The organism is Brevibacterium sp. S22, from assembly GCF_004745485.1.
In the GTDB taxonomy this organism is placed as follows: domain Bacteria; phylum Actinomycetota; class Actinomycetes; order Actinomycetales; family Brevibacteriaceae; genus Brevibacterium.
This window is the reverse complement of sequence record NZ_RHFG01000002.1, coordinates 311,558-335,317: the sequence shown is the minus strand read 5'-3', so window position 1 is coordinate 335,317 and position 23,760 is coordinate 311,558. Positions and strand designations below refer to the sequence as shown.

The following is a 23,760-nucleotide window of genomic DNA, read 5'->3' as shown; positions in this document are numbered from 1 at the left end:
GCACTCACGGCTCGGTCCCAGCGGATGCCCCACTGCCGGCACCGGAACCCAAGGTCTTCCGCACCGCCGCAGTCGTCAGCTCGAGGGATCGTGCACGAGCAGTCGGATCGTCGACGCCGACGCTCACGCTGTAGAGATGTCCGGAGCCGATGGTGAGGTAGACGAAGGCCGCCGCCCATCCGATCGGCACGCTCGCATCGATGGAGCCGTCCGCCTGCCCCCTGGCGATGACAGCTTCGAGCGGATCGGCATCGTCGCCCGCGCCCTCGGCCTCGTCATCGGCAGGCGCAGCGTCGCCACCCGCAGATCCATCGCCCGTGTGGGACTCCGCGGTCCCACGGGACTCCGCGGCCGCCTCGGCGAAGGACTCATCGGTGATGATCGGGTTGTCCGCGAACAGCAGCGTGAGCACATCGGGCAGCGTGAACAGCTCCGCACAGATCCGCTCGAGAGCGGCCAGCCCATCGCCCTCGCCGGGACGGGCTCTCATGACCGCCTCACCGAATCGCCGGGCACCGAGCCGGGCCGCCATGGCGACGAGTGCCTCCCGATCACCGAAATGCCGATAGAGAGTGGTGCGGCCGACGCCGATCGTTTGGGAGAGCTCGATCATCGACGCCTGTGGGTTCCCGGCAAGGACGGTCAGCGCCTCGCTGACCAGGGCGTCTCGGCCCAATCGACGCATGCCTGTCACCGGCACAGCCCCCTCCCTCGCTCTGTGGATGCTCCGGGAACAGTCTACTTGTGGAACATCTGTGTTCCACTTTGGTATCATTGAATACCAAAAGCGCCCTCGAGGATTGAGCATGTGATGGATCAGCCCCAGCAGAAGCACGACCCCACCGCCCGGCAGTCCCGCACCGCTGCGACGTTCGCACTCGGCCGCACCGACGTCATCATCATCGGCCTCGTCTGCATCGGCGTCGGAGTGGCACTCGGATTCTTCCTGCCCGCGCTCGGATCGCTCGCCGCGAAATTCCCCATCCCCTTCGGCGAAGTCATCGAGAAGCTCAGCAGGTTCGACCAGCCTTGGGTCGTCGCCGCCAGACCGATCATCGGCGCGGTTCTCGGGATCGTCGCCGCCTTCTTCATCGCCGCCTCGACGACTCCCCTGCGCGTCGACGATCACGGAATCACCATCGGCAGAGACGACGACCACCCGCTGCGGATCTCCAAGGGCTCCTTCTCGACCGCATATTTCGACGGCGACGACCTGACGATCCTCACCTCCGGCGGCCACCAGGCCTTCAAAGGCGATGTCGAGGGCAAGAAGGACGCCATCGCCGAGGCCTTCACCTCCCGCGGATACCGGTGGGGCGAGATCTGACGCCCTCGGCGCCGAGGGCGAGGACGACGGACATTGCTTCCCGGCCGTCCGGCCAAACGTCCACTCGGCCTGCCGGAACCGGCCCCTTCGTCCCGAGTTCGCGACACGTTTGGCCGCCCGTCCTCACCTGCTCAGTAGGCATGGAATCGTGATTCGGCTCACGCCACCATGGGGCCATGACCATTGACGTTCCCACCACAGGCCGCTCACTGCCCCAACTGCAGCCGATCAGCTTCATCGGCGCAGATGGCCGGCTCACCGACACTCCGACCGAAGGGCTGCGGATCCCCAGCGATCGCACCCTGACCGGTCTCTACCGGCAGATGGTCCTCGTCCGTCGGTTCGAAGCTCAGGTCACGCACCTGACCCGGCAGGGTCGGCTGGCGACCTATCCCTCCGCGGCAGGTCAGGAGGCCGCCGAGGTGGGGGCCACCACTGCGCTGGCCCCCAACGACTGGCTCTTCCCCACCTACCGCGACTCGGCAGCGATGCTGACCCGCGGAGTGCCCGTAGCCGAGATCCTCGCCGCCTTCCGCGGCGACTGGCACTGCGGATTCGACCCGAACGAATATCACACCTCACCTGCGGCGACGCCCCTGGCAACACAGACGCTGCACGCCACGGGATTCGCGATGGCCGCGAAGCTCAAGGGCGAGGATGCCGCGACTCTGACCTTCCTCGGCGATGGTGCCAGCAGCGAAGGCGACACCCACGAGGCGTTCAACTTCGCCTCCGTGTGGCAGACCCCGACGGTCTTCGTCCTGCAGAACAACCAGTACGCGATCTCCACTCCCCTGCGGGAGCAGACGAACGCGACGATGCTCGCCGACCGGGCCGCCGGCTACGGAATGCCGGGTCTGCGGGTCGACGGCAACGATGTCGCAGCCGTGTTCGCCGCGGTCACCGCCGCCCTTGAGCGCGGCCGGGGCGGCGACGGCCCGACGCTCATCGAGGCCCTGACCTACCGGATGGAATCGCATACGAACTCCGACGATCCGACGAAGTACCGCGACACCGAGGAGGTCGAGCACTGGAAGCAGTTCGACCCCATCGACCGTCTCGAGAAGCATCTGCGGCGGGCCGGAGTCCTCGACGATGCCGGTGTCGATGAGGTCGCCGAGGCGGCCGAAGCCCTGGCCGCGTCCGTTCGTGATGCCATGAACCAAGAGGCTGAGATCGACCCGCGCGAACTCTTCGCCCACGTCTATGCGAACCCACGCACGGCTCTTCGCGAACAGCAGCAGATCCTCGAAGCCGAACTCGCAGCGGCAGGAACGGCATGAGCGTCGAAACCGGCACGAGCACCACCGCTGCCGCCGAACCAACCACCGATCCGACCGCGGTGGACGTTGAAACGGGCGCAGCCGCCTCGGCGAACAATGACGCGGCTGCCCAGTCGTCGGTGACGATGACGAAGGCGCTCAACCAGGCGCTGCGCGACTGCTTGGCCGAGGACGATGCTGTGCTCGTCTTCGGGGAGGATGTCGGCCGCCTCGGCGGGGTCTTCCGCGTCACCGAAGGGCTGCGGGCCGAATTCGGGCCGAACCGGGTGTGGGATTCGCCGCTGGCGGAGTCCGGGATCATCGGAACGGCGATCGGGATGGCGATGAACGGGATGCGTCCGGTTGTCGAGATGCAGTTCGACGCCTACGCCTACCCCGCCTTTGAGCAGATCGTGTCGCACGTGGCGAAGATGCGGAACCGGACGAAAGGCCAGGTCAGCCTGCCGATCACGATCCGGATTCCCTATGCCGGCGATATCGGCGGTGTCGAGCACCACTCGGATTCCTCCGAAGCGTATTGGACCTCGACTCCGGGGCTCACGGTCGTGACTCCGTCGAATCCGGCGGATGCGTATTCGCTCCTGCGCGAGTCGATCGCCTCCGAGGATCCGGTCGTGTTCATGGAGCCGAAGTCACGGTATTGGATGAAGGAGACGCTGGCCCTGCCGGTGACGACGGCGCCGATGAATCGGGCGCAGGTCATCCGCGAGGGCACCGATGTCACGCTGCTCGCTTATGGTCCGACCGTGCGCACGGCATTGGATTCCGCCGAGGCCGGAGCCGAACACGGACTGTCCATCGAGGTCATCGACCTGCGCACGCTCTCCCCGTTTGACGATGAGACCGTGTCCGCCTCGGTGCGCAAGACCTCGCGGGCCGCGATCATCCATGAGGCCGCGCAGTTCGGCGGGTACGGCGCCGAGGTGGCCGCCCGCCTCACCGAACACAACTTCACCCACCTGTCGGCCCCGATCCTGCGGATCACCGGGTTCGATGTGCCCTATCCGTCGCCGAAGCTCGAGGAGTTCTTTCTGCCCACCGTCGAACGCGTGCTCGATGCGCTCGAGTCCTGGGATTGGGAGCTGTGATGAGTGCTGATCTGAACACGGGTACGCGCGGGACGGGCACGCGCGAGTTCATCCTGCCTGACCTCGGCGAAGGCCTCACCGAGGCGGAGCTGATCTCCTGGAAGGTCGCCGTGGGAGATGAGGTCCAGGTCGATCAGATGGTCGTCGAGGTCGAGTCCGCGAAGTCCGTCGTCGAGCTCCCCTGCCCGTACGCCGGGCAGATCACTGCGCTTCACGCGGCGGCTGGTGACACCGTCTCCGCAGGTCAGGCCCTGCTCTCCGTCGCCGAGGCGGGAGAAGATTCCAGCGGCGCGAACCTCATCGGCTATGGCACCTCGGAGCCGAAGACCCGGTCATCGAAGAAGCGCTCGTTCGGTTCGGCGAAGCGACCCGCGAGTGCGCCGACGACCGGATCCGCAGGCGCACCGTCGACCGGAATCGCGGTGGACACTGCTCCTGCGACCGCAACGTCGAGCGCACAGTCAGCGGCGGCCCCTTCCCCGGTTGCAGACGTACCAGCACCGACATCCACCGAGGTCGGATCCGGCACGACTGTCTCCGCCGATACCGCCTCCGCTTCCGGAGGGACCGCAGAGAGCTCGACCGTCTCCCCCGTGTCGACCCCCCTCGTGCGCAAACTCGCGAAGGACCACGGTCTCAGCGCCAAGCATCTCGTCGGGACCGGTTCCGGTGGAGTCGTCACCAGGGCCGATGTGCTTGCTGCAATCGAATCCGGCGGAGCCGACGAGCACTCAGCCGCCGCCTCGACGAGTGTGCCTTCTTCCGCCCGACAGGGCGAGCGCGACACCCGCACCCCGATCACGGGACTGCGCAAGGTCGTGTCCGAACGCCTCACCCGTTCGCGTCAGGAGATCCCCGAGGCCACGATCTGGCTCGACGTCGATGCGACCGAGCTGCTGAACACGAAGCGCGCGCTCGAGGCACGCACGGGTGAGAAGTATTCGCTTCTTTCGCTCGTCGCTCGCTTCGTCGTCGCGGGACTGAAGAAGTACCCGATCATCAACTCCTCGATCGACACGGCCGCCGGCGAGATCGTCACCCACGGGGACATCAACCTCGGCTTGGCTGCGCAGACCCCGCGCGGGCTCATGGTCCCCGTCGTCCACGGTGCCGATCAGATGAGCCTGCGGCAGCTGCGCGATTCCGTGTCCGAGACCGTCGGGAAAGCCGCCTCGGGGAAGTTCGATCCGTCCGAGCTGTCCGGCGGCACGTTCACCCTGAACAACTACGGGGTATTCGGCGTCGACGGGTCTGCCCCGATCATCAACCTCCCCGAGGTGGCCATGCTCGGTCTCGGTCGGATCAAGGACCGGCCGTGGGTCGTCGACGGCGAACTGACAGTGCGCAAGGTGATGTATCTGTCCTTCGTCTTCGACCACCGAGCGTGCGACGGTCAGGAGCCGAGTCAGTTCCTCACCTTCGTCGCCGACTGCATCGAGAACCCGCTCTCACTCCTGCCGGAACTCTGAGGCCTGCCGGGACGAGCCGCCTTGGCGTCGTTCAAGCGTCAGCGCACTTGTCGTGAGGTACGCCCTTCGACAAGTGCGCTCCGCCTTGAACGAGAGCACCGCGGTTCAGTGTGCTCGGTCACCGACCGGCAGCTCATCGGAGGGTGAGACGCGGCCAGTCCGCCAGGTCCGCCAACATCTGCCGGTCGTGAGTGACGACGATGAGCGCCGCCGAGGCGGTTCCGAAGGCCTCCGTGAGCTCGTCGACCAACGAGGCGGACAGATGGTTCGTCGGCTCGTCGAGGATGAGCACATCAGGCTCGACCGCCAGGCACATCGCCAGTTGGAGTCTCCGCTGCTGCCCCTGCGACAGTCGGTGGACCGGGGTCGCCGCGGCATCCGCACCGAGCAGACCGAGAGCCTGCAGAGTGACATCTCCGCAGAAGGCCGTCGTTCGTGTGTCACCGTCGGCCTGCACAGACTTCCGTCCGCTGTCGAGTTCCGCTCGCAGACAGTGGTCTTCGAAGACACGTTCGGCCGTGTCATCGGCTTTCCATTCCGGGACCTCCTGGCTGAGCAGTTCGACTCGTGCCTGCGGGCGATGCCGCACCTGTCCGCCGCTGGGTTCGAGCCGGCCGGTGAGCACGTCGAGCAGCGTCGACTTGCCGGTGCCGTTCGCGCCGGTGATGAGCAGACGTTGACCGGGGTCGATACTCAGGGACACCGCCTCGTTCAGCCGCCCTTCGACGGTGACCGCATCCGCACTCAGGAGCGGGCCGCCGCCGAACGCAGAGGGCTGAGCTGCAGCCGTGGGTCGGCCATCCTCCGAAGCCGGTTGGTCGTCGTTCGACGCCAGCTTGTCGCCGTTCGAAGCCAACTTGTCGTCGTCAGCGCTCGGGACGTCCGGCCACTGCAGCCGCAAGGGCGGTTCGGGCACTGAAACGGCGTAGCGCTCGAGGTCCTCGACTCGTCGGTTGAAGGCCTGCACGACTCCCGCCGTCCTCGTCGCACGCTGATGTTTGCCCGTTCCCTTTGGCGGACGCCATCCCGTCTTCAGCCGGGATCGGGCGTCATCGGCGGCTTTGGTCAAGCGGGAGTGCTCGGCCACCTCGGCGAGGTATTCCTGTTCCCACCTCTCCCGATCTCGACGTTTCCCTTCGACCCATCCGGAATATCCGCCGGAGTACTTCCGGGGACGGCCATCGCGGCTCGGGTCGAGGTCGAGGAAGTCGCCGGCGACGTCATGCAGCAGCGCCCGATCGTGGCTGACCAGGGCGAATCCGCCTTTGCGCTCCCGCAGACGTTCGGTGAGGAACGCCAGCGAGGATGCGTCCAGGTGGTTCGTCGGCTCATCGAGCAGCAGAATATCCGTACTCGAACCGAGCACGACGGCCAAGCGCACCCGATAGCGCTGCCCGACCGAGAGGCTCGCCAGGCTCCGCTGCCGATCAGTGCAGGCGGAGAGTCCCGCCAATGCGGTCTCGATGCGGCGCTCACCGTCCCAGGCGTCGAGGCGGGTCGCCAGTCCGAGAGCCTCGGAGTACGACTCATCGGCGCCGGGTTCTTCCCGGGCCATCGCCTCACCGGCGGCGTCGAGCGCAGCCAGGGCGGCATGTTCCTGGCGCAGAGACGCGTTGATGAGGTCACCGACGGTTCGGTTCTCGTCGGCATCGAGTGCCTGTTCGAGCAGGGTGACGGTACCGGCTCGCCGCAATGAGCCCTGGTCGGGCGGCAGGCACCCGGCGAGGACATGCAGCAGAGTCGTCTTTCCGCTGCCGTTCTCACCGACGACAGCCAGCCGAGAGCCGGGGGAGATCGTCACGTCGAGACCGGTGAGAACCTCGCGATCGCCGAGCACGACGTGGATGTCCTCGGCCCGGATGTGCGCGGCCGAGCCGGCAGGCACCTGTTCGTCGCCGAGCAGATGGTCAGCTGGGCCGCCTGCAGTCACTCGATCGTCTGCGGGCAGGTTGTGGTTGGGGAATGAAGATGTGGTCTTCGGCATCGTGGTCTTTCAGCTCGTCGTGGAGCCGGACAGCATGAAGCCACCGTCCGGCGAGGGCCAGGACGGCGCACGAGATCGGAATGAAGGGTCTCGCCGCCGTCAGCGGCGGCTGCGGAGCCTTCTGGAGGGCATGCCGAAGTTCATGGCATCAATTCTAACAAACGCCGAAGAGCGGTGCGGCGACAGATCTGCTGGTGCGAACGCTCTCAGGTAACGCGAACGTCGAAAAAGGCGTCGCCGGCGGCGCGTTTTTCGAGTTTCGCGTTACCTGAGCGATGACAAGGCCAGCCGCAGACTCCCGTCACCCGTGACCCGACGGCCGGACTCACCCGTCGAGCAGGGCCGCCGCGTACATCGGGCGGGCGGCATCGGCGCTCGGCGGGTGGAAGAGGCCGGCCGTGGCATCTCGGAAGAGCCGCGAGAGTTCGTGCTTGTTGCCGAATCCGCTGCCGCTGGTGCACATGAGGGCGGTCTCCGCACAGCTGCGGGCCGCCTCGGCGGACTTGATCCGCGCCCCGACGAGCCGCAGCGGCCACCCTGCGCCATGGTCGATCAGGTCGTCGAAGTCCCGGGCGTAGGCGTCGATCATCGCGGTCACAGGTATGAAGTCGAGGTGCGCATCGGCCAGTCGCGTCCGGGTCTCGGGCACCTCGGCGAAGGTGACTCCGGCCTTCGCCGACTTCCGCCGGTGCAGTCCGGCGGCGCCCAGTTCGAGCGCTCGCGCGGCGACTCCGGCATAGACAGCGGCGATGAGCAGCTGGAAGTTGCTCGTGATCGCGAAGGTGAGCAGGTCGGGGTGCTTTCCCGCGGGGATGACGCGTGAGACCCGCCCGGGCTTCATCGGCACGTTTTCGAGGATCGTCGCCCGGGACTGCGAGGCCCGCATGCCCAGGACATCCCACTCATCGGAGACCGTGATGCCGGGGGCTGAGCGTTCGACGAATCCGTAGACGAGCTGACCCTCGGCCGGCTCGTCCGCATCAGGACCGGCGATCCCGTCGTCATCGGAGGCCACGGCACCGTGGACGATGAGTCGTGTCCACACGGGTGAGAGCGAGGTGAAGATCTTCACCCCGGTCAGTTCGTACCCGCCATCGGCCGTCGGCACCGCCTCGGTGTTCGATCCCTGCAGGACCCAATCGTTCGAAGGCTCGGAGATACCGAAGGCGAAGATCTCACCGGCCATGACCTCGTCGAACACCCAATTCAGCGAGTCGTCGCCCCGGTCGGCCAGCGCCTTGACCACTCCGGTGGTCATGAGGTGCATATTGATCGCGAGCGCAGTCGCCGGGGCCGCCGAGGCCAGCCGCTGCTGCAGCCGCGAGACCTCGAACAGGCTCAGGCCGGGGCCTCCGTGGGAAGCCGGAACGAAGAGAGTGAGGTAGCCGAGCTCATTGAGTTCGGCGAGATCCTCATCGAAGAAGCGGTTCTCCCTGTCGTAGACATCGGCTCGTTCTCGGAAGCGTTCGAGCAGGTCATCGGGCAGATACTGCGCGGCGAGTTCGCTCACGCGCGTCTCACGGTCGGTCATCGTCTCTCCTTCAGTTCGGGGTTGGCTTCACAAGAGTGTGGGGCTGGGTTTACAAGAGTGCGGGGCTGAGTTCGCACTGGTGCGAGTTGCATTCGCAAGTGTCCGAGATTGATACGGCAAGGTCGCGGGAGAGGCCGTCCATCAGCGCCTCGGGCGCCGCAGAATGATCGCGCCGTTGTGCCCACCGAACCCGAACGACGTTGACAGCACGGTCTCCACGGCCGCCTCGGCCAGATCCGCTCCCCCGCCCATTTCACGGGCGTGGCCTGCGATGATATCCCATTCGGGGAACTCATTGTCGCCGAGGTTGAGCGTCGGAGGCAGCGTCTGATCCCGCATCGTCATGGCGGCGATGATCGCCTCGACGACTCCTGATGCGCCGAGCAGGTGCCCCGTCGTCGATTTCGTCGCCGAAATCGGGATCGTGCGCCCGACCTCCCCCAGGACTGAGTCGAAAGCGGCGAGTTCGGCACGGTCGCCGGCCGGTGTGCCCGTCGCGTGGGCGTTGATGTGGTCGATATCGCCGGGTTCCAGTCCTGCATCGTGCAATGCCTGGACCACCGCCGAGGCGGCCCCGCGTCCGTCCGGATGCGGATTCGTCGGGTGGTGGGCGTCGCTGGCGGCGCCGAATCCGTCCAGTTCGGCCACCGGCATCGCCCCACGTGAGGCCGCCGAGGCTGCGGATTCGAGGAGGATCGCGGCCGCGCCCTGGCTCATGACGAAGCCGTTGCGGTCGCGGTCGAAGGGGCGGCTGGCGGCGGTCGGATCCTCCTCGAAGCCGGCGGCGAGGGCACGCATATTCGCGTTCGATGCGAGGTTGACCGGGCCGAGGCAGTCGTCCATGCCGACGACGAGCACGGCATCGGCGTAGCCGTGGCGGATGCGCCGCATCGCCTCGCCGAGGCCGATCGCCCCGGACGCGCAGGTCGCCGAGACTCCCTGTCCGGGACCGCGGAGGTCGAAGCGCTGGCTGATGAGCGCGGCCGCCGAGTCCGGCGCCCCATGGATGGCGAGGGTGAGCGGGACCCTGCGGGGGCCGTCCGCATCGAGGGCACGGGTGGCCTCCTGCATGGCGTCGACGGGGCCGGACCCGGTGGCGGCGATGACGGCGCTGCGTTCGCGATCCCACGGCAGGTCGTCGGCGGGTGCCGGGATTCCCGCCTGCGCGAGCGCCTGTTCGGCGGCGGCGATGGCCCAGTGTTGGACGGGGCTCAGCCGGCGGGCGAGCGCTCGGGGCAGGATCGCCTCGGCGTCGAAGTCCGTGATCTGCCCGCCGATCCGCACAGCGAGGTTGTCGAACTGCTCACCTGCGAGGACGTCGATCGCGCTGCTGCCGTGGCGCACGGAGGTCCACAGATCTTCCGGGGTCTGCCCGCTGGGCGTGATGGCGCCGAGTCCAGTGATGACGACGTCGCGCTCGGCGTTCACAGTCGTCGGGCCTTTCCGCTCATGATGAGTTCAACGGTTTCGCTGCGCCGAATCTTCCCGCCGACCGTCCGGGGCAGCCGGTCGATCGCATAGAACCGCCTGGGCACGAACTGCGGGGCAAGCTGCGCGCGGGCGTGGGCGAGCAGCGCGGCCTTGTCCGTACCTCCACCCTCGACGACGAGCGCAACAATGCTGCCGAGGCTGTCATCGGGCAGCGCAATCGCGCACACCTCGCCGAGGTCGGGCTGGCCCTTGCCTGCAGACCCACCGTCGCCTGCCACCTCACCATCGCCAGCGGTCCCGACCCGCGAGAACGTCTCGAACGCCCGTTCCACCTCGGGCAGGGACACCTTGTGTCCTCCCGTGATGGCGATGTCCCCGGCGCGGCCGGCCAGCTGGAGCAGTCCGTTCTCGATCCTGCCCTGGTCGCCGACGCTGGCCCAACCGTCGGGACCGCGCAGCACTTCCCCGGTGGTGCCGGTGACATAGTCGTCGGAGCAGGCGGCGGCCTTGATCCACAGGGTGCCGATCTCGCCGTCGGGCAGCGGCACGCCATCGTCGCCGCGCACCTCGGCTCCGATCGTGTCGTAGACGGTGATCCAGGTGCCGTCACCGTCGCGGCTGTCGCCGATGAACCCGATCTCGGCGGCACCGTAATAGCTGATCAGCCGGGTATCGGGGAGCACTTCGCCGAGGCTGCTGCGGATGCTCGCCGGCAGGTTCGCTCCCCCTGTGACGACGAGGTCGAGACCTCGGAACCGTTCGGGGGTACGGCGGGCCGCCTCGGCGAGGGCCTTGACCACGGCGGGCACGGCGACGATGCGAGTGATGGCCTCGTCGGCGATGCGCGAGCCCATGGTGAAGGGGTCGAAGTCGTCGGCGACGTGGACGCTGCCGCCGGTGGCGAGGCTCTCGATGACGGCGTAGAGGGTGAGGCTGTAGGACACGGGCCCGGGCGCGAGCGTTGCGACGCCGGGGAAGGGTTCGAGATGGGCCGAGGAGACGGCGACGTTGTCGCGGTACTGCCGGCGGGTCTTGATGAACGCCTTCGGATTGCTCGTCGTGCCCGATGAGAAGAGCATGAGGAACGGTTCGGCATCGTCACGGACGGTCGGGGGTGCGGTCTCGGCGAGGTCGATCGCGGCCTCGCACGCGTGGAAGTCGGCCGCGGTGATGACGGTTCCGGTCCAGCCGGCGGCGGCGAGCGCCTCGGCGAGTTCGGTCGAATCGCTGATGACGACGCCGATGCCGGTCGTGGTGATGACTCCGACCTGGTGGTCGAGCGGCCAGCGAGGGTCGATCGTTGCCGAGACCGCACGGAAGCCGGCCAGGCCCGCGATGGTGCGGGAGGTTTCGAACGCCGAGGTGAGGCTCACTGCCGTGATCGGGATGCCCTGGGTTTCGGCGGCCGGCGTCGGCGGATCGGCCTGTTCGGCGTGCAGGGCATCGACGGCCGTGGACATCGTGCGCGAATCCTCGGCGAGCTGCGCGTAGGTGAGCCGAGCCTCGGTCCCGACGATCGCGGGCTGATCGGGGCGTTCGAGGGCCACATCGAGGATCGTCGAAGTGATCGGCAAATCGGACCTCCCAGGTTCCCAGCATTCCATCGGCGGCATACCGTGCCGACCATTCCCACCGTACAACGTGGCCGACGCCGCCCCAGCGCGGAGGCCTGATTGGGATACTTTGCAGTATTCGAATACTGAGATGTATTCTGATTTCATGACCGACTCACCCACGCCTCGACTCACGCGCAGAGAGAGCCAGGAACTCACCCGACGGCGCCTCATCGAATCGGCGGCGACGCTCTTCGCCGACCACGGGGTGCGCGCCACCTCCCTCATCGCGGTCGCGGAGAACGCCGGATTCAGCCGCGGCGCGGTCCATGGGAACTTCTCCGACAAGGACGAACTCGCCGCCGCGGTCGTGCAGTTCGTCGTCGAGGACCTCGGCCCCGAACTCACCCGAGCACTCCACTCGCAGGGGAGCGCCAACGACCGGCTCGCGGCCTATATCTCGACCCACATCGACTACTGTCGCCGCGAACCCACTCGGGCCGCGGCCATCATCGCAGCCGTCGGTTACCTCAGCAGGTCCGCCGCCGCGTCGCCATCCTATGGCGAGCGCTCCGCCGATTCCGTCGCCGATCTCACAGCTCTCTTCGAGGACGGACAGCGTCGCGGTGAGATGCGCGATTTCGACACGATCACGATGGCTCTGTCGTTGCGCTCCGTCCTCGACGCGGCGGTGCCCGCCCACCACAGCATCGAGGCGGGCGAGATCATCGCCCTGTTCGACCGCGCCACCCGAGCCGAGGAGGCCCCACAATGACCTGGAATTTCCGCATCACCGTCCGCGGCCGCTTCGCCGGACTCGACGAGGAACAGCGCCGCACCCTCCGTGCGGCACAGGACGATCACGACATGCTCTCCGCGAGCTTCTCCCGTGAGGGGACGTTCCTCTATACGCCCGAGCTCGTGAACTATCAGCACCGCTTCTTGGTCACCAGCGATGAGGCGGACCGCGATGACGCCGAAACGCTGGCGAACATCCGTGCCGAGGAGCTCTCCGTCGCCGACCTCGCCGCACGCGGGTTGGGCGGCAGAACCATGAGTGTCTCTGCCGTCTGCGTCGAAGACATCAAGGTGCGCCCGAGGACTCGGTCATGAGCGAGGAGACGATCGCCGGCTCCGCGGTCGAGCCGAGCCTCGAGGCCGCACTGGCTCTGGCCGCGGCGACGAGTTCCCTGGACACCGCGATCGGCACCGCGCTCTCGCGTGTGGGGCTCAGCTTCGCGGACTTCCGTCGGCTGCGAATCATCGGTGCGCAGTCGCAGGGCCTGACCAGGGAGGATCTCGCCGAGGCGATGGGTGAGACCCGGTCGGAGACCATCCGCTCCAGCGGCCCGCTCGTCAAGCTCGGCTGGCTCTTCCGCCAGGAGTCCGGCGAGTTCGTGCTCACCGACAGTGGACGCCACCTCGTCGATCAGGCCGAAGGCATCGCCGAGAAAGCGGCCGAGCGCTGGTTCACGAACTCCGGGCTCAGTCCGACAGGGGTGGTCGCGAGCGTGGGATCGGACCGCTCGGCTCACACCCATACCGGTCCGGGACAATGAGAGCATGAGCGGAACGGGCAGTCGGGACGGAACGAGCCAGCGGCGCTGGCAACGCGGCGACCAGATGCTGTGGACCTACACGAATCCGACCCACCCGGGCCTGTACGACCAACGCCCCGTCACGGTCATCGCCGATGATGAGAAGCACCTGGCCGTGTGGTTGGAGTCGGGGACGAGGATGCTCCACCAGGTGCTCGCCGACGGCTCCGGCATCCGCACCGCAGACGGACCCGCCCGCTTCGGAGCCCCGCGGGCGCAGGGCCTCAAACGGTGGCAGGGACCGGGCATCGTCGCCGTGTTCCAGCCGGGGGCCGACTATTCGGTGTGGTACTTTGCCACACCCTCAGGCCGCCGCGACTCCTTCTACATCAACCTCGAAGAGCCCTTCACCCGCTTCGACCGCGGGATCCTCACCTCCGACCACGTCCTTGACATCGTCGTCGATGCGCAGGGACGGTACCAGCTCAAGGACGAGGACGAACTCGAGTTCGCCCGTGCTGCCGGGATGTTCTCCGACGAGAAGGCCGCACGCATCCGCTCGGCCGCAGACTCAGCCATCGAGGACATCCGCGCCTGGACATTCCCGTTCGACTCGGACTATCCGGACTTCCGGCCGGACCCCGCCTGGCCGATGCCCGAACTCCCCGCCGCTGCCACCTGGGACTTCGAGAGCTGATCGCGGTTCCTCCCGCCGCCGGCACCGAGTCGATAAGTGCCGAAACAACACTGGAGCGTCGAGACCACGGTGCACACACCGTCGTCTCCACGCTCTACAGTTGTCTCGGCGAGGGCCAGCTTCACCAGCCCTCCGCCGCAGCCTCAGTCGGCCACGTAGTACATCCGCTTGTTGACGAACTCGTCCATGCCGTAGGGGCCCAGCTCGCGGCCGAAGCCCGAACGCTTCGTACCGCCGAACGGGATCTCCGCGCCTTCACCGGCAGGGGTGTTGACGTTGGACATGCCGACGTCGAGGCGCTGAGCGAGCTTCGCGGCCCGCTCCTCGTCCTTGGCGAACACGGCGCCGCCGAGGCCGAATCGCGAGTCATTGGCCAGAGCCAGAGCCTCATCGTCGCTGGTCACCTTGTAGACGGTGGCCACGGGACCGAAGAGCTCCTCGCGGTAGGCGTCCATGTCCGAGGTGACTCCCGTGAGCACGGCCGGCGAGACGTAGGCCGAACCGTCGGTGGCGAGTTCACCGCCGACCAGCGTCGCACCCTGTTCGACGGCGCGATCGAGCTGTTTGCGGAGGTTCTCGGCAGCCGAACGCGAGGACAGGGGCGAGTACTTGCCGTCGCCCGCCTCGGCGGGGGTGCCCTTCTCCCAGGACTGGGCCCGTTCGGTCAGGCCGGACACGAAGTCGTCGTAGATGTCGTCCATGACGATCATCCGCTTGTTCGCATTGCAGACCTGGCCGGTGTTGTACAGGCGGGTGCCCCATGCGGTGTCGACGGCCTCGTTCATGTCATCGGTGTCGAGGACGATGTAGGGATCGGAACCGCCGAGCTCGAGCACGGCCTTCTTCAGGTTCTTGCCCGCGGTCGCGGCCACGGCCGATCCGGCGCGCTCGGAACCGGTCAGGGACACGCCCTCGACGCGGTCGTCAGCGATGATCGTCTCGATCTGCTCATGAGTGGCGTAGATGTTGCTGTAGACGCCCTCTGGGATACCGGCTTCCTTCATGAGTTCGGCGATCTTCGCCGAGGAGCGGGGGCAGATCTCCGCATGCTTGAGGATGATCGTGTTGCCGAGCACGAGGTTCGGAGCGGCGAAGCGGGCGACCTGGTAGTAGGGGAAGTTCCAGGGCATGATGCCCAGCAGCGGACCAACGGGACGGCGCTGGATGAAGGCCTTGCCTCCCGACATCGACTCGATGGGCTCGTCGGCAGCGAACTTCGGCCCGTTGTCAGCGTAGTAGTTGAAGATGGCCTCGCAGAACTCGGCCTCCTCCTCACCTTCGGCGGTGGGCTTGCCCATCTCCTCGGCGATGATCTTCGCGAGCTCGTCCTTGCGCTCACCGAACAGGGCTGCGACCTTGTTGACGATGGCCGCGCGCTCCTCGATGGTCTTCTCGCGCCAGCTCAGGTACCCCTCGTGCGCGGAGCTGAGGACCTGCTGGATCTGCTCATCGGTCGCGTGGTCGAACTTCTCGACGACTTCACCGGTGGCCGGGTTCTCGACACGGTAGCCGCCTGCGGCACTGCCTACGTTGCTCATTCCAGACTCCTTCGACTTCGGGCGCCTGTTGGCGCCGATTAAGCAATCGCATACCTGTTGACCGCCGGAATCGACGGATTGCGTATGCCTGACTCACACGCTATCAATCCGTGACCTGCGCAACAAGTGCCGGAACCTGGGGGAATCATCAGTCCGGGATCGGTGGCGACACCACCGCCGAGGTGGTGCGGATTCAGTACATACAACCACTGAATCCGCACGGATCGGTTGACGCCCCGAAGCCGAAGTTCTCGGCCGGCAGCCGCAGTTCTCGGCCGGCAGCCGCAGTCGGAGAATCTGGGCGTCGACCTCAGAAGATCGAGGAGTAGGCGTTGAGTGCGAGCTGCCCGCCGAGGTGGGCGTAGAGCACCGTCGAGCCCTTGCCGATGGTGCCGTCGCCGACGAGGTCGATCAGTCCTGCCATCGACTTCCCCTCGTAGACGGGATCGAGGATGACTCCTTCGAGCTGGGCGGTGGTGCGGATTGCCCCTACGGTCGAGTCGTCGGGGATGCCGTAGGCGGGCCCTTCCCAGCCGGTGCGGATATCGACCTCATCATCGGTGATCTCGCGGCCGAGTCCGATGAGTTCGGCGGTGGTGTTCGCGATCCGCTTGACCTGGGCGCGCGTCTTCTCGATCGTGGCGGAGGCGTCGATGCCGATGATCTGTCGGGGACGTCCGCCGGCGGCTTCGAGGGCGGCGAATCCGGCGATCATGCCCGCATGCGTCGAGCCGGTCACGGTGCACACGACGATGGTGTCGAAGAAGACGCCGAGCTCCTCCTCCTGTTCGGCGACCTCATAGGCCCAGTTCGCGAACCCGAGTCCGCCGAATCTGTGCTCGGAGGCACCGGCAGGGATCGGGTAGGGCTTGCCTCCGGCCTCCTCGACCTCGGCCAGGGCGTTCTCCCAGCTCGAGCGGATGCCGATATCGAAGCCGGCCGAGTCGAGGCGGACGTCGGCGCCCATGATGCGGGAGAGCTCGATGTTGCCGACCAAGGCATTGCCCGGATCTTCCCAGTCGACCCAGCGCTCCTGGACGAGCCGGGCGTTCAGCCCGAGGTGAGCGGCGACGGCGGCGACCTGGCGGGTGTGGTTGGACTGGTAGCCGCCGATCGAGACGAGGGTGTCCGCGCCCGAGGCGAGGATGTCGGGGACGATGTACTCGAGCTTGCGGGTCTTGTTGCCGCCGAAGGCGAGCCCGGAGTTGACGTCCTCCCGCTTGGCCCAGATCCTGGCCCCGCCGAGGTGGTCGCTCAGTCGGTCGAGCGTGTGCACGGGACTCGGCCCGAAGGTCAGCGGGTAGCGCTCGAAATCGGTGATGGCCATCGTGTCCTCTGTTCTCTCGGGGTGCGGGGCTTGCGGTAGTGCGGTACTCACGGTGTTGCTGTGCGCGCAGTTCTGCTGTGGCGCGGGCGCGGTCTCGGCGATGCGGAGTCCACCGATCGCGCGGCGGCACGGACCACATGTCGCAATATGCAATATATTGCATTCCGGTCGCGCCTACAATGGGCGAAGACCACTCGAAAGAAAACCCCGACGACAGCGTCGTCCGAGAACAAGAGGTCTGAGACCAAGAGAACGTCGCCTACGAACGAAAGGGCCGAGCATGCCGATCCCCACGGATTCACCGGTAGCGCACCGCACCCTGCTCCGCGACGACGTCTACGTCTCGATCCGCGATGCCATCGTCCGCGGCCAACTCGCGCCCGGTGAACAGCTGCGCGATCAGGAGCTCGGGGCGTGGCTGCAGGTTTCGCGGACTCCGGTGAGGGAGGCTCTGCAGCGTTTGGCGCAGGCAGGCCTCGTCATCGCGCAGCCTGGACGAATGACCCGGGTCGCACCGGAGAATCCCGACGCCATCGTCCACGCCCGTCAGATCGCGGCCCAGCTGCACGCCCTCGCAATGAGCCTCGCCTTCCCCCACTTCACAGAAGACGACCTCGTGGAGATGGAGCAGGCGAACGAACGGCTGCGCAGTGCACTGACATCGAACGACATCGACTCAGCAATCGCCGCCGATGACGACTTCCACGAAGTGGCGCTTCTCCGCAGCGGAAATCGTCTCATCCCCGACCACCTCGAGGTCGTCACGGCCAATCTGCGCCGGGCCGAGTTCCTCCACTTCGAGTCGATGAAGGGTTCGGCCTCGCCCGAACAGCACCTCGAGATCATCGCCGCCGCCCGTGCCGGAGACCACGCCCGTGCGGTCGGACTGACGCAGGCGAACTGGTCGACGATCGCAGAGAACTCACCGCACAGCGCCTGAGCTGCGGAAACACTGAAAAGCTCAGCCACAGACCCACAGCGTATGAGCACGCGCGAGCACTCGACCGAATCACCCCATAGACGGTTTCCAGGTCCGCCCACAATACTCAACTCTTAAGGTCATCTGATGACTTGTGTTAGAGTCCCCATCACGATCACCGACGATCAGAGGACTGAGGATGTCATCGACGACGAAACGCATCACAACTGCCCTTCTCGCAGCCACCGCAAGCCTCACATTGCTGACGGGAACCGCCGGGCCTGCGACGGGAGTCTCGGACGCAGGGCAGACCTCCCGCATCGAAGCCGCTCCCACGAACAGTGCCACCCAGTCGTCGGGGGCCGCTCAGACATCAGGCGGGACGACGCCGGCGGGCACGACGATGACCGCCGCACCATCGGCCGGCTGCGGCACCGAGCAGACCCCGGGCAACGACGAACGGACGATCACCTCGGACGGCGAAGAACGCAGCTATCGGATCAACATCCCCCGCGACTACGACGCCTCGACTCCGCTGCCGCTCGTCCTCGGGTTCCACGGCAACGGCTCAGACGGCGCCGAGTTCCAGAACTATACGGGCCTGCCGACCCTGCCGGCGATCACCGTCTTCCCCGACGGCGACCTCGAAGACGGCAAGCGATCCTGGCAGGGCGCTCCATACGCCAGCGGCGCCGATGACGTCGCCTTCGTTGCCGATCTGCTCGATTCGATCGAGTCCGAACACTGCATCGACCTCAATCGCGTCTTCGCCACCGGCAAGTCGAACGGCGGCGGAATGGTCTCCGTGCTCGCCTGCCACCTGCGCGATCGCTTTTCCGCCTTCGCCCCCGTCGCCGGCGCCTACTACCCGCAGGCGACCGAGGACTGCGACGACAAGACGCCGACTCCCGTCCTCGCCATCCACGGCACCGGAGACGAGACGATGCACTACGACGGAGGCGAGCGCCAGGGCGAGACCTATCCCGGCGTGCGCGAATGGATCCAGCCCTGGGCCGAGGCAGCCGGCTGCCGAGTGATGACCGAACGCAATGTCGGCAAGAAGGGCGAAGACGTCACCCGCACCCGCTGGAAGAAGTGCGACGGGCAGGCCGGGAAATCAGAGAGCTCAGAGAACTCAGGAAAGTCGGCCGACGTCGAGCTCTATTCCGTCGCCGACGGCGGGCATGTCTGGCCCGGTGAGGTCGTCTACAGCGGCGGCGGATACGTCACAGAGCACTTCTCGGCCACCGACACAGTCTGGGACTTCTTCCGCAGCCATCCGGGCGCGACCGAGGGGCCGGCACAGAAATGAGCGCCCGAGGCGTCGCCCAGAAACTGACCCAAAAGTGACCATTGACACATCCGCCACTGAAGTGATTAGATGACTTAAACACTTGAAGGAGAGTGCCATGCCAGCTTCCATCGGACTCGTCGAACGCCTCACCCGCGAAATCGTCGAGACCATCCGCACCGAGAACCTCCAACCCGGGCAGAGCCTGCCCTCGGCCAAGGTCCTCGCCTCCCGCTTCGAGGTCACCGTCCCCACCGTCCGCGAGGCGCTGCGTCGCCTCGAGGCCACCGGCTCGGTCGAACTCAAGCACGGTTCGGGCACCTACGTCCGCGAGGCGATCAACCGCCGCATCCTCGACAATCCGCACTATGTGCCCGTCGACCTCGCCGCGGCCATCGAGCTCCTCGACGCCCGCATCGCCATCGAACCCGGCATCGCCGAACTCGCAGCGAACGTCCAGGACGCCGATGCCGTGAACTCGATGGAATCCGCGCTCGACAATGCCCTCCAAGTCAAGACCGCGGTCCCGGCAGGACACTTCCACGTCGAACTCGCCAGAGCTTCGGGCAATCGGGCCCTGCACGAGATGCTCGTGTCCCTGCTGGCCATCCACTCCCGGACCCAGCAGGCCGCACGCACGAGCTACGACCGACTGCGCGATCACGACGAACACGCCGACATCCTCGATGCCATCCGCCGCGGCGACGGCTTCGAAGCCTCTCACCGCACCCGCAAGCATCTGGAGGCGATCAAGACCGCCGTCCTCGCCGACTGGGCCGACGACACCGACCCCACGGAAGGATCACGACGATGACCCGTCCGACGATCACCGAGATCCGTCCGCATATCCGCGACTACGCCGAACTCACCTCACTCGAGGTCGAGCTCGCGAAGGAGCGCGGCAGCCTGCTCATCCTGCCCGTCGGCGCCTGCGAACAGCACGGCGACGGACTGCCTCTGGGCACCGACAACATCCGCGCCGACCACGTCGCCCGCGCTGTCGTCGACGAACTCACCGATGGCGATCAGGGACAGGCCGGCAACGCCTTCGTCCTGCCGAGCATCGACTACGGCGTCTCGCCGCATCACCGGTTCCTGCCCGGCACGATCAACGTCGGCCCGCAGCTGTTCATCGATCTCGTCACCTCGATCGCGACACAGCTCGCCGATGCCGGATTCGACAGACTCCTCGTCATCACCGGCCACGGAGGCAACCTCGCCGCGCTCGGTGTGGTCCAGCAGTCTCTGCTCGCCACCCACCCCGAGTTCGTCTTCGCCTACGCCCCGATCTCGGCGCTGGCCGCGAAGTCGACCGCCGAGCTGCCGCGCACCGAAGTCAGCGGCCACTGCGGAGAGTCAGAGACGTCCCAGATGCTCGCGATCGACGCCGACCTCGTCGACACCAAACGTCTCAGACCCGGCGCCACCCGACTCGATGATCTCGAGCCCCGCGCCCGGCTCTCGCGAACGAAATCACCGTCAACAGCGGTGACGTTCGACCGCTACGCCGCCAACGGCGTGCTCGGCGATCCACGGACCGCCACGGCCGCGGCCGGGGAGGACATCCTCGGCGAGGTCGTCTCCGAACTCGTCTCCTACTGTCAGGAGCTGCAGAGACTGTGACAGCCGTTTCCCACTGACCGGCCGCCGGGCCGAACACCCCACCGCACCATCACCCGATTCCAGCGCCGGAATCACCGGGCCGCGGTGGACTCTGCCCGAAAATCCGGCCCGAGCCCTAGTTGAAACCCCCGCACGAAACGTCCGCACGAAACCTCCGATCGACCGTCCTCCTCCGATCGGATTCCATCCGGATCCATCCGCCTGGACTCTCAGGAGCTCACATGAAACCGACCCAGACCACCGACACCGCGCAGACGCCGGAGCAGGAGAAGCTGCCGCTGGTCATCCGCGCCCTCAACGTCATCGAAGTCGTCGGCAACAAGCTGCCGAACCCCTTCTGGCTGTTCTGGATCCTCGCGGCGATCCTCGCCGTATGCAGCCTCGTCCTCTCCTTCGCCGGTGCAGGAGTCGAGGATCCCGGCACCGGGGACTGGACCCCGGTGAACAATCTGCTCAGCGGCGAGGGCGTCGCGATGGCCGTGAGCACCGCTCTCGACGCCTATGAGTCGTTCCCGCCGCTGATCACGATCATGGTCGTCATCATGGGTGTGGCTCTGGCCGAGCGCACAGGCCTGCTGTCGACGGCGATGAAGGTTTCGATCGCCCGCGTCCCGGCCGGACTCATCGTGTTCACGGTCGCGTTCATGGGCACCGTCTCGCACGTCGCCTCGGCGGCGGCCTATGTCATCCTCGTCCCACTCGGCGGCATGGTGTTCAAGGCCGTGGGCCGCTCCCCCGTCCTCGGCGTCATCGTCGCCTACACCTCGATCGCCTCCGGCTACGATGCCAGCCCGATCCCGACTCCCAATGACGCGATCTTCGCGGGCATCACGACCGCCGCGGCGAACATCATCGACCCCGACTACATCGTCACCCCGATCGGCAACTGGTACTTCAACATCGCCAGCTCCATTCTGCTGGCCGTCGTCATCACCATCGTCACCGAGCTCGTGCTCATGAAACGCGACAACCTCGAACCTGACCCGGATGCCGAATACGAAGACCTCGTCATCTCCGACAAGGAGCGGAAGGCCCTGCGCCTGGCCATGTTCGCCGTCATCGCCGCGGTCATCGCCATCGTCGTCCTCGTCGTTCCCGAGGGCGCACCGCTGCGCGGCGACGGCCCCTTCGGCGAATCCCCCTTCCTCACCGGAATCGCCTTCCTCATCGCCATGCTCTTCGGCATCGGCGGCATCGTCTACGGCTTCCGCGTCGGCGAGATCGAGACCTGGTCAGACGTCCCGAAGCTCATGGGTCAGGGGCTCGCGTCCATCTCCGGGGTCCTCGTCCTCTTCTTCGCCATCGCCCAGTTCCTCGAATACTTCGAATGGACGAACATCGGCATGCTCGTCTCGGTGTCCGTGTCCGAACTCTTCACCGGTCTCGGTCTGCCGACCTGGGTGGTGTTCATCCTCGTCCTGCTCCTGCTCTCCGTCGTCAACGTGCTCATCACCTCCGGTTCGGCGATGTGGGCGATCATGGCTCCGGTCATCGTGCCGCTGCTCATGCTCCTCGAGGTGCCGCCGGAGACCTCGCAGGCGATCTTCCGCATCGCCGATTCCGGTTCGACGTCGATCACTCCGATGAGTCCGTACTTCATCCTCGCGCTCGGCTTCATGCAGAAGTATCAGAAGAACGCCGGCATCGGCACGCTCGCCTCGCACACCCTGCCGTTGGCCATATGCATGACGATCAGCTGGAGCCTGCTGTTCTTCCTGTGGTGGGGTCTGGGCATTCCGCTCGGGCCGGACGCTCCGGTCCGCTGACCATGCCCGTCACCTTCGGCGTCAAGCAGCACCGGGGTATTTCAGGCGCTCAGCTCTCTCACTGCTGAGGCGAGGACTTCGACTCCCGCGCGGCAGTCCTCGGGAGTCGAGTATTCGCGGGGGTTGTGGCTGATCCCCTGATGCTGACCGCGGACGAAGACCATGGCCGCCGGAGCGATCGCCGCCATCTCCTGCGCATCGTGACCGGCCCCGGACATCAGTCGCATCGAATCGTATCCGCGTTCCTTCGCAGCGGTCTCGAGAGCGTCCTGGACCTCCTCGGCGAAGGGAACCGCTTTCGTCCGAGCCATCTGTGCGGTCTCGACCCGCAGACCGGGCTGACTGTCGGAAAGGGTGCCGAGGAAGGCGGCGAGATCCGCCTCGGCGCGGGCCATGTCCGCATCATCGGGGTTGCGCAGATCGACGGTGATCTCGGCCCGATCGGGCACGACGCTCGGCAGCCCGGGTGAGGCTTCGATGTGCCCGACCGTCGCCCGCAGCCGCCCGTACCTGCCGGAGTCGACCATGCGACGGACCTCGATGATGATCTGCGCCGCGGCCAGACCGGCGTCGATGCGCAGTTCGGTCGGAGTGGTTCCCGCATGGGCGGCACGTCCGTGGAGGGTGACCTTCTGCCAGGAGATCGACTGCACTCCGGTGACGATGCCGATGGGGCGGTCCTCCTGAGCCAGCACGGGGCCCTGCTCGATATGGCATTCGAGATAGGCGTGCGGCGGTTCGAGGCGGACCGGGCGGTCTCCTCTGAATCCGATGCGCATCAGTTCGTCTCCGAGCCTGGCGCCCGCGGCGTCAGTGAGTCCATAGGCATAGTCGAGGCTCAACCGCCCCGCCGCGACGGCGGATCCGAGCATATCGGTGCCGAAGCGCACCCCCTCCTCTTCGGTCCACGCGGCGACGACGATGGGACGGCGCGGACGCAGCCCCGCCTCGGCGAGGGAACGGAGGACGGCCAGTCCTCCGAGCACTCCGAGGCATCCGTCGAAGGCTCCGGCGGTGGCCACGGTGTCGATGTGCGAGCCGATGAGCACCGGCGCGAGTTCGGGGTCCTGACCTTCACGGCGTCCGAAGATCGTCCCCATCTCGTCGATCGTGATCTCAAGCCCCAGCTCCTCCATCCAGGAGATGAGCAGTTCGCGGCCTGACCGGTCCGCATCGGTCAGCGACTGCCGGTCGACTCCGACCAGGCCGGTCGCCTCGTCGTCGAAGGCACCGATCGCGGCGAGGTCAATGAGGTCGGCCCACAGTCGGTCTCCGTCGATCTGGAGGTCTGGGCCCGTGTTCGCAGTGGTAAGGGTCATTGAGCGTCCTTTCTCGAGTCTCTGCTGACGAGCCTACGAACACACACTCATGAGATCGATAGAATTACTCTCATCA

The 23,760-nt window shown here is 66.7% G+C and carries 21 protein-coding genes; 13 read left to right on the top strand and 8 right to left on the bottom strand.

Annotation, left to right across the window (positions count from 1 at the left end; translation table 11 throughout):
• Positions 1–4: 4 nt before the first annotated feature.
• Complete coding sequence (locus EB835_RS03830) at positions 5–700, bottom strand: TetR/AcrR family transcriptional regulator (protein ID WP_240688530.1); 696 nt, start codon at positions 698–700, stop codon at positions 5–7.
• Between the two features lie 111 nt (positions 701–811).
• Between EB835_RS03830 and EB835_RS03825 the strand changes: the two genes are divergently transcribed.
• The 4 genes from EB835_RS03825 (at position 812) to EB835_RS03810 (ending at position 5,167) form a co-directional block, all read left to right on the top strand.
• Positions 812–1,327, top strand: a complete 516-nt coding sequence (locus EB835_RS03825) for a YqeB family protein (RefSeq protein WP_135808131.1) — start codon at positions 812–814, stop codon at positions 1,325–1,327.
• 176 nt (positions 1,328–1,503) lie between these two features.
• Positions 1,504–2,610, top strand: a complete 1,107-nt coding sequence (gene pdhA / locus EB835_RS03820; RefSeq protein ID WP_135808130.1) for a pyruvate dehydrogenase (acetyl-transferring) E1 component subunit alpha — start codon at positions 1,504–1,506, stop codon at positions 2,608–2,610.
• 125 nt (positions 2,611–2,735) lie between these two features.
• Entirely contained in the window at positions 2,736–3,698 is a 963-nt protein-coding gene (locus EB835_RS03815; protein WP_240688535.1) for an alpha-ketoacid dehydrogenase subunit beta, read from the top strand.
• Positions 3,698–5,167 (top strand): dihydrolipoamide acetyltransferase family protein, encoded by a 1,470-nt coding sequence (locus EB835_RS03810; RefSeq protein ID WP_135808128.1) that lies wholly within the window; start codon positions 3,698–3,700, stop codon positions 5,165–5,167. The genes EB835_RS03815 and EB835_RS03810 overlap by 1 nt, the downstream gene beginning before the upstream one ends.
• Positions 5,168–5,300: 133 nt before the next feature.
• Here EB835_RS03810 and EB835_RS03805 read toward each other — a convergent pair whose 3' ends face one another.
• The 4 genes from EB835_RS03805 to EB835_RS03790 form a co-directional block, all read right to left on the bottom strand.
• Entirely contained in the window at positions 5,301–7,151 is a 1,851-nt protein-coding gene (locus tag EB835_RS03805; protein ID WP_135808127.1) for an ABC-F family ATP-binding cassette domain-containing protein, read from the bottom strand.
• 325 nt (positions 7,152–7,476) lie between these two features.
• Positions 7,477–8,682 carry an acyl-CoA dehydrogenase family protein gene (locus EB835_RS03800; RefSeq protein WP_135808126.1) on the bottom strand — a complete coding sequence of 402 codons (1,206 nt, stop codon included), beginning with the start codon at positions 8,680–8,682 and terminating at the stop codon, positions 7,477–7,479.
• 141 nt (positions 8,683–8,823) lie between these two features.
• A complete protein-coding gene (locus tag EB835_RS03795) occupies positions 8,824–10,110 on the bottom strand; it encodes a beta-ketoacyl-[acyl-carrier-protein] synthase family protein (protein ID WP_135808125.1) in 1,287 nt (428 codons plus the stop codon).
• The gene (locus tag EB835_RS03790; protein WP_135808124.1) at positions 10,107–11,687 is read right to left on the bottom strand and encodes a class I adenylate-forming enzyme family protein; all 1,581 of its coding nucleotides are present in this window, start codon (positions 11,685–11,687) and stop codon (positions 10,107–10,109) included. The genes EB835_RS03795 and EB835_RS03790 overlap by 4 nt, the downstream gene beginning before the upstream one ends.
• A 145-nt stretch (positions 11,688–11,832) precedes the next feature.
• Between EB835_RS03790 and EB835_RS03785 the strand changes: the two genes are divergently transcribed.
• From EB835_RS03785 to EB835_RS03770, 4 genes are read left to right on the top strand one after another with little or no spacing between them, the layout of a single operon-like run.
• Positions 11,833–12,441, top strand: coding sequence for a TetR/AcrR family transcriptional regulator (locus tag EB835_RS03785; protein ID WP_168216625.1), 609 nt, complete (start codon positions 11,833–11,835; stop codon positions 12,439–12,441).
• Positions 12,438–12,779, top strand: a complete 342-nt coding sequence (locus tag EB835_RS03780; protein ID WP_135808122.1) for a DUF6204 family protein — start codon at positions 12,438–12,440, stop codon at positions 12,777–12,779. The genes EB835_RS03785 and EB835_RS03780 overlap by 4 nt, the downstream gene beginning before the upstream one ends.
• Positions 12,776–13,225: a helix-turn-helix domain-containing protein gene (locus EB835_RS03775; protein ID WP_135808121.1), complete on the top strand. Its 450-nt coding sequence runs from the start codon at positions 12,776–12,778 to the stop codon at positions 13,223–13,225. The genes EB835_RS03780 and EB835_RS03775 overlap by 4 nt, the downstream gene beginning before the upstream one ends.
• A 4-nt stretch (positions 13,226–13,229) precedes the next feature.
• Positions 13,230–13,901: a ribonuclease FAU-1 family protein gene (locus EB835_RS03770; RefSeq protein WP_135808120.1), complete on the top strand. Its 672-nt coding sequence runs from the start codon at positions 13,230–13,232 to the stop codon at positions 13,899–13,901.
• 143 nt (positions 13,902–14,044) lie between these two features.
• On the opposite strand, the gene EB835_RS03765 is transcribed toward EB835_RS03770, so the two are convergent.
• Both EB835_RS03765 and EB835_RS03760 read right to left on the bottom strand, forming a co-directional pair.
• The gene (locus EB835_RS03765) at positions 14,045–15,439 is read right to left on the bottom strand and encodes an NAD-dependent succinate-semialdehyde dehydrogenase (RefSeq protein WP_135808119.1); all 1,395 of its coding nucleotides are present in this window, start codon (positions 15,437–15,439) and stop codon (positions 14,045–14,047) included.
• Positions 15,440–15,749: 310 nt separating this feature from the next.
• Entirely contained in the window at positions 15,750–16,766 is a 1,017-nt protein-coding gene (locus EB835_RS03760; protein ID WP_135808118.1) for a 1-aminocyclopropane-1-carboxylate deaminase, read from the bottom strand.
• A 280-nt stretch (positions 16,767–17,046) separates the two neighbouring features.
• Here EB835_RS03760 and EB835_RS03755 point away from each other — a divergent pair, with 280 nt between their 5' ends.
• From EB835_RS03755 to EB835_RS03735, 5 genes are all read left to right on the top strand, one after another.
• On the top strand, positions 17,047–17,706 hold the full coding sequence (locus EB835_RS03755; protein ID WP_135808117.1) for a GntR family transcriptional regulator: 660 nt from the start codon (positions 17,047–17,049) through the stop codon (positions 17,704–17,706).
• 178 nt (positions 17,707–17,884) lie between these two features.
• Positions 17,885–18,997: a PHB depolymerase family esterase gene (locus tag EB835_RS03750; protein ID WP_135808116.1), complete on the top strand. Its 1,113-nt coding sequence runs from the start codon at positions 17,885–17,887 to the stop codon at positions 18,995–18,997.
• 97 nt (positions 18,998–19,094) lie between these two features.
• A complete protein-coding gene (locus tag EB835_RS03745; protein WP_135808115.1) occupies positions 19,095–19,790 on the top strand; it encodes a FadR/GntR family transcriptional regulator in 696 nt (231 codons plus the stop codon).
• Entirely contained in the window at positions 19,787–20,599 is an 813-nt protein-coding gene (locus EB835_RS03740; RefSeq protein ID WP_135808114.1) for a creatininase family protein, read from the top strand. The genes EB835_RS03745 and EB835_RS03740 overlap by 4 nt, the downstream gene beginning before the upstream one ends.
• 221 nt (positions 20,600–20,820) lie before the next feature.
• Complete coding sequence (locus EB835_RS03735; RefSeq protein ID WP_135808113.1) at positions 20,821–22,365, top strand: AbgT family transporter; 1,545 nt, start codon at positions 20,821–20,823, stop codon at positions 22,363–22,365.
• 41 nt (positions 22,366–22,406) lie between these two features.
• Here EB835_RS03735 and EB835_RS03730 read toward each other — a convergent pair whose 3' ends face one another.
• Positions 22,407–23,684, bottom strand: coding sequence for a M20 family metallo-hydrolase (locus EB835_RS03730; protein ID WP_135808112.1), 1,278 nt, complete (start codon positions 23,682–23,684; stop codon positions 22,407–22,409).
• Positions 23,685–23,760: the final 76 nt, after the last annotated feature.

Excerpts from the sequence above, each read along its gene's own strand:
- EB835_RS03825 (WP_135808131.1), top strand. The coding sequence starts at position 812 with ATGGATCAGCCCCAGCAGAAGCACGACCCCACCGCCCGGCAGTCCCGC.
- pdhA (WP_135808130.1), top strand. The coding sequence starts at position 1,504 with ATGACCATTGACGTTCCCACCACAGGCCGCTCACTGCCCCAACTGCAG.
- EB835_RS03815 (WP_240688535.1), top strand. The coding sequence starts at position 2,736 with ATGACGAAGGCGCTCAACCAGGCGCTGCGCGACTGCTTGGCCGAGGAC.
- EB835_RS03810 (WP_135808128.1), top strand. The coding sequence starts at position 3,698 with ATGAGTGCTGATCTGAACACGGGTACGCGCGGGACGGGCACGCGCGAG.
- EB835_RS03805 (WP_135808127.1), bottom strand. The coding sequence starts at position 7,151 with ATGCCGAAGACCACATCTTCATTCCCCAACCACAACCTGCCCGCAGAC.
- EB835_RS03800 (WP_135808126.1), bottom strand. The coding sequence starts at position 8,682 with ATGACCGACCGTGAGACGCGCGTGAGCGAACTCGCCGCGCAGTATCTG.
- EB835_RS03785 (WP_168216625.1), top strand. The coding sequence starts at position 11,833 with ATGACCGACTCACCCACGCCTCGACTCACGCGCAGAGAGAGCCAGGAA.
- EB835_RS03780 (WP_135808122.1), top strand. The coding sequence starts at position 12,438 with ATGACCTGGAATTTCCGCATCACCGTCCGCGGCCGCTTCGCCGGACTC.
- EB835_RS03775 (WP_135808121.1), top strand. The coding sequence starts at position 12,776 with ATGAGCGAGGAGACGATCGCCGGCTCCGCGGTCGAGCCGAGCCTCGAG.
- EB835_RS03770 (WP_135808120.1), top strand. The coding sequence starts at position 13,230 with ATGAGCGGAACGGGCAGTCGGGACGGAACGAGCCAGCGGCGCTGGCAA.
- EB835_RS03765 (WP_135808119.1), bottom strand. The coding sequence starts at position 15,439 with ATGAGCAACGTAGGCAGTGCCGCAGGCGGCTACCGTGTCGAGAACCCG.
- EB835_RS03760 (WP_135808118.1), bottom strand. The coding sequence starts at position 16,766 with ATGGCCATCACCGATTTCGAGCGCTACCCGCTGACCTTCGGGCCGAGT.
- EB835_RS03755 (WP_135808117.1), top strand. The coding sequence starts at position 17,047 with ATGCCGATCCCCACGGATTCACCGGTAGCGCACCGCACCCTGCTCCGC.
- EB835_RS03750 (WP_135808116.1), top strand. The coding sequence starts at position 17,885 with ATGTCATCGACGACGAAACGCATCACAACTGCCCTTCTCGCAGCCACC.
- EB835_RS03745 (WP_135808115.1), top strand. The coding sequence starts at position 19,095 with ATGCCAGCTTCCATCGGACTCGTCGAACGCCTCACCCGCGAAATCGTC.
- EB835_RS03740 (WP_135808114.1), top strand. The coding sequence starts at position 19,787 with ATGACCCGTCCGACGATCACCGAGATCCGTCCGCATATCCGCGACTAC.
- EB835_RS03735 (WP_135808113.1), top strand. The coding sequence starts at position 20,821 with ATGAAACCGACCCAGACCACCGACACCGCGCAGACGCCGGAGCAGGAG.
- EB835_RS03730 (WP_135808112.1), bottom strand. The coding sequence starts at position 23,684 with ATGACCCTTACCACTGCGAACACGGGCCCAGACCTCCAGATCGACGGA.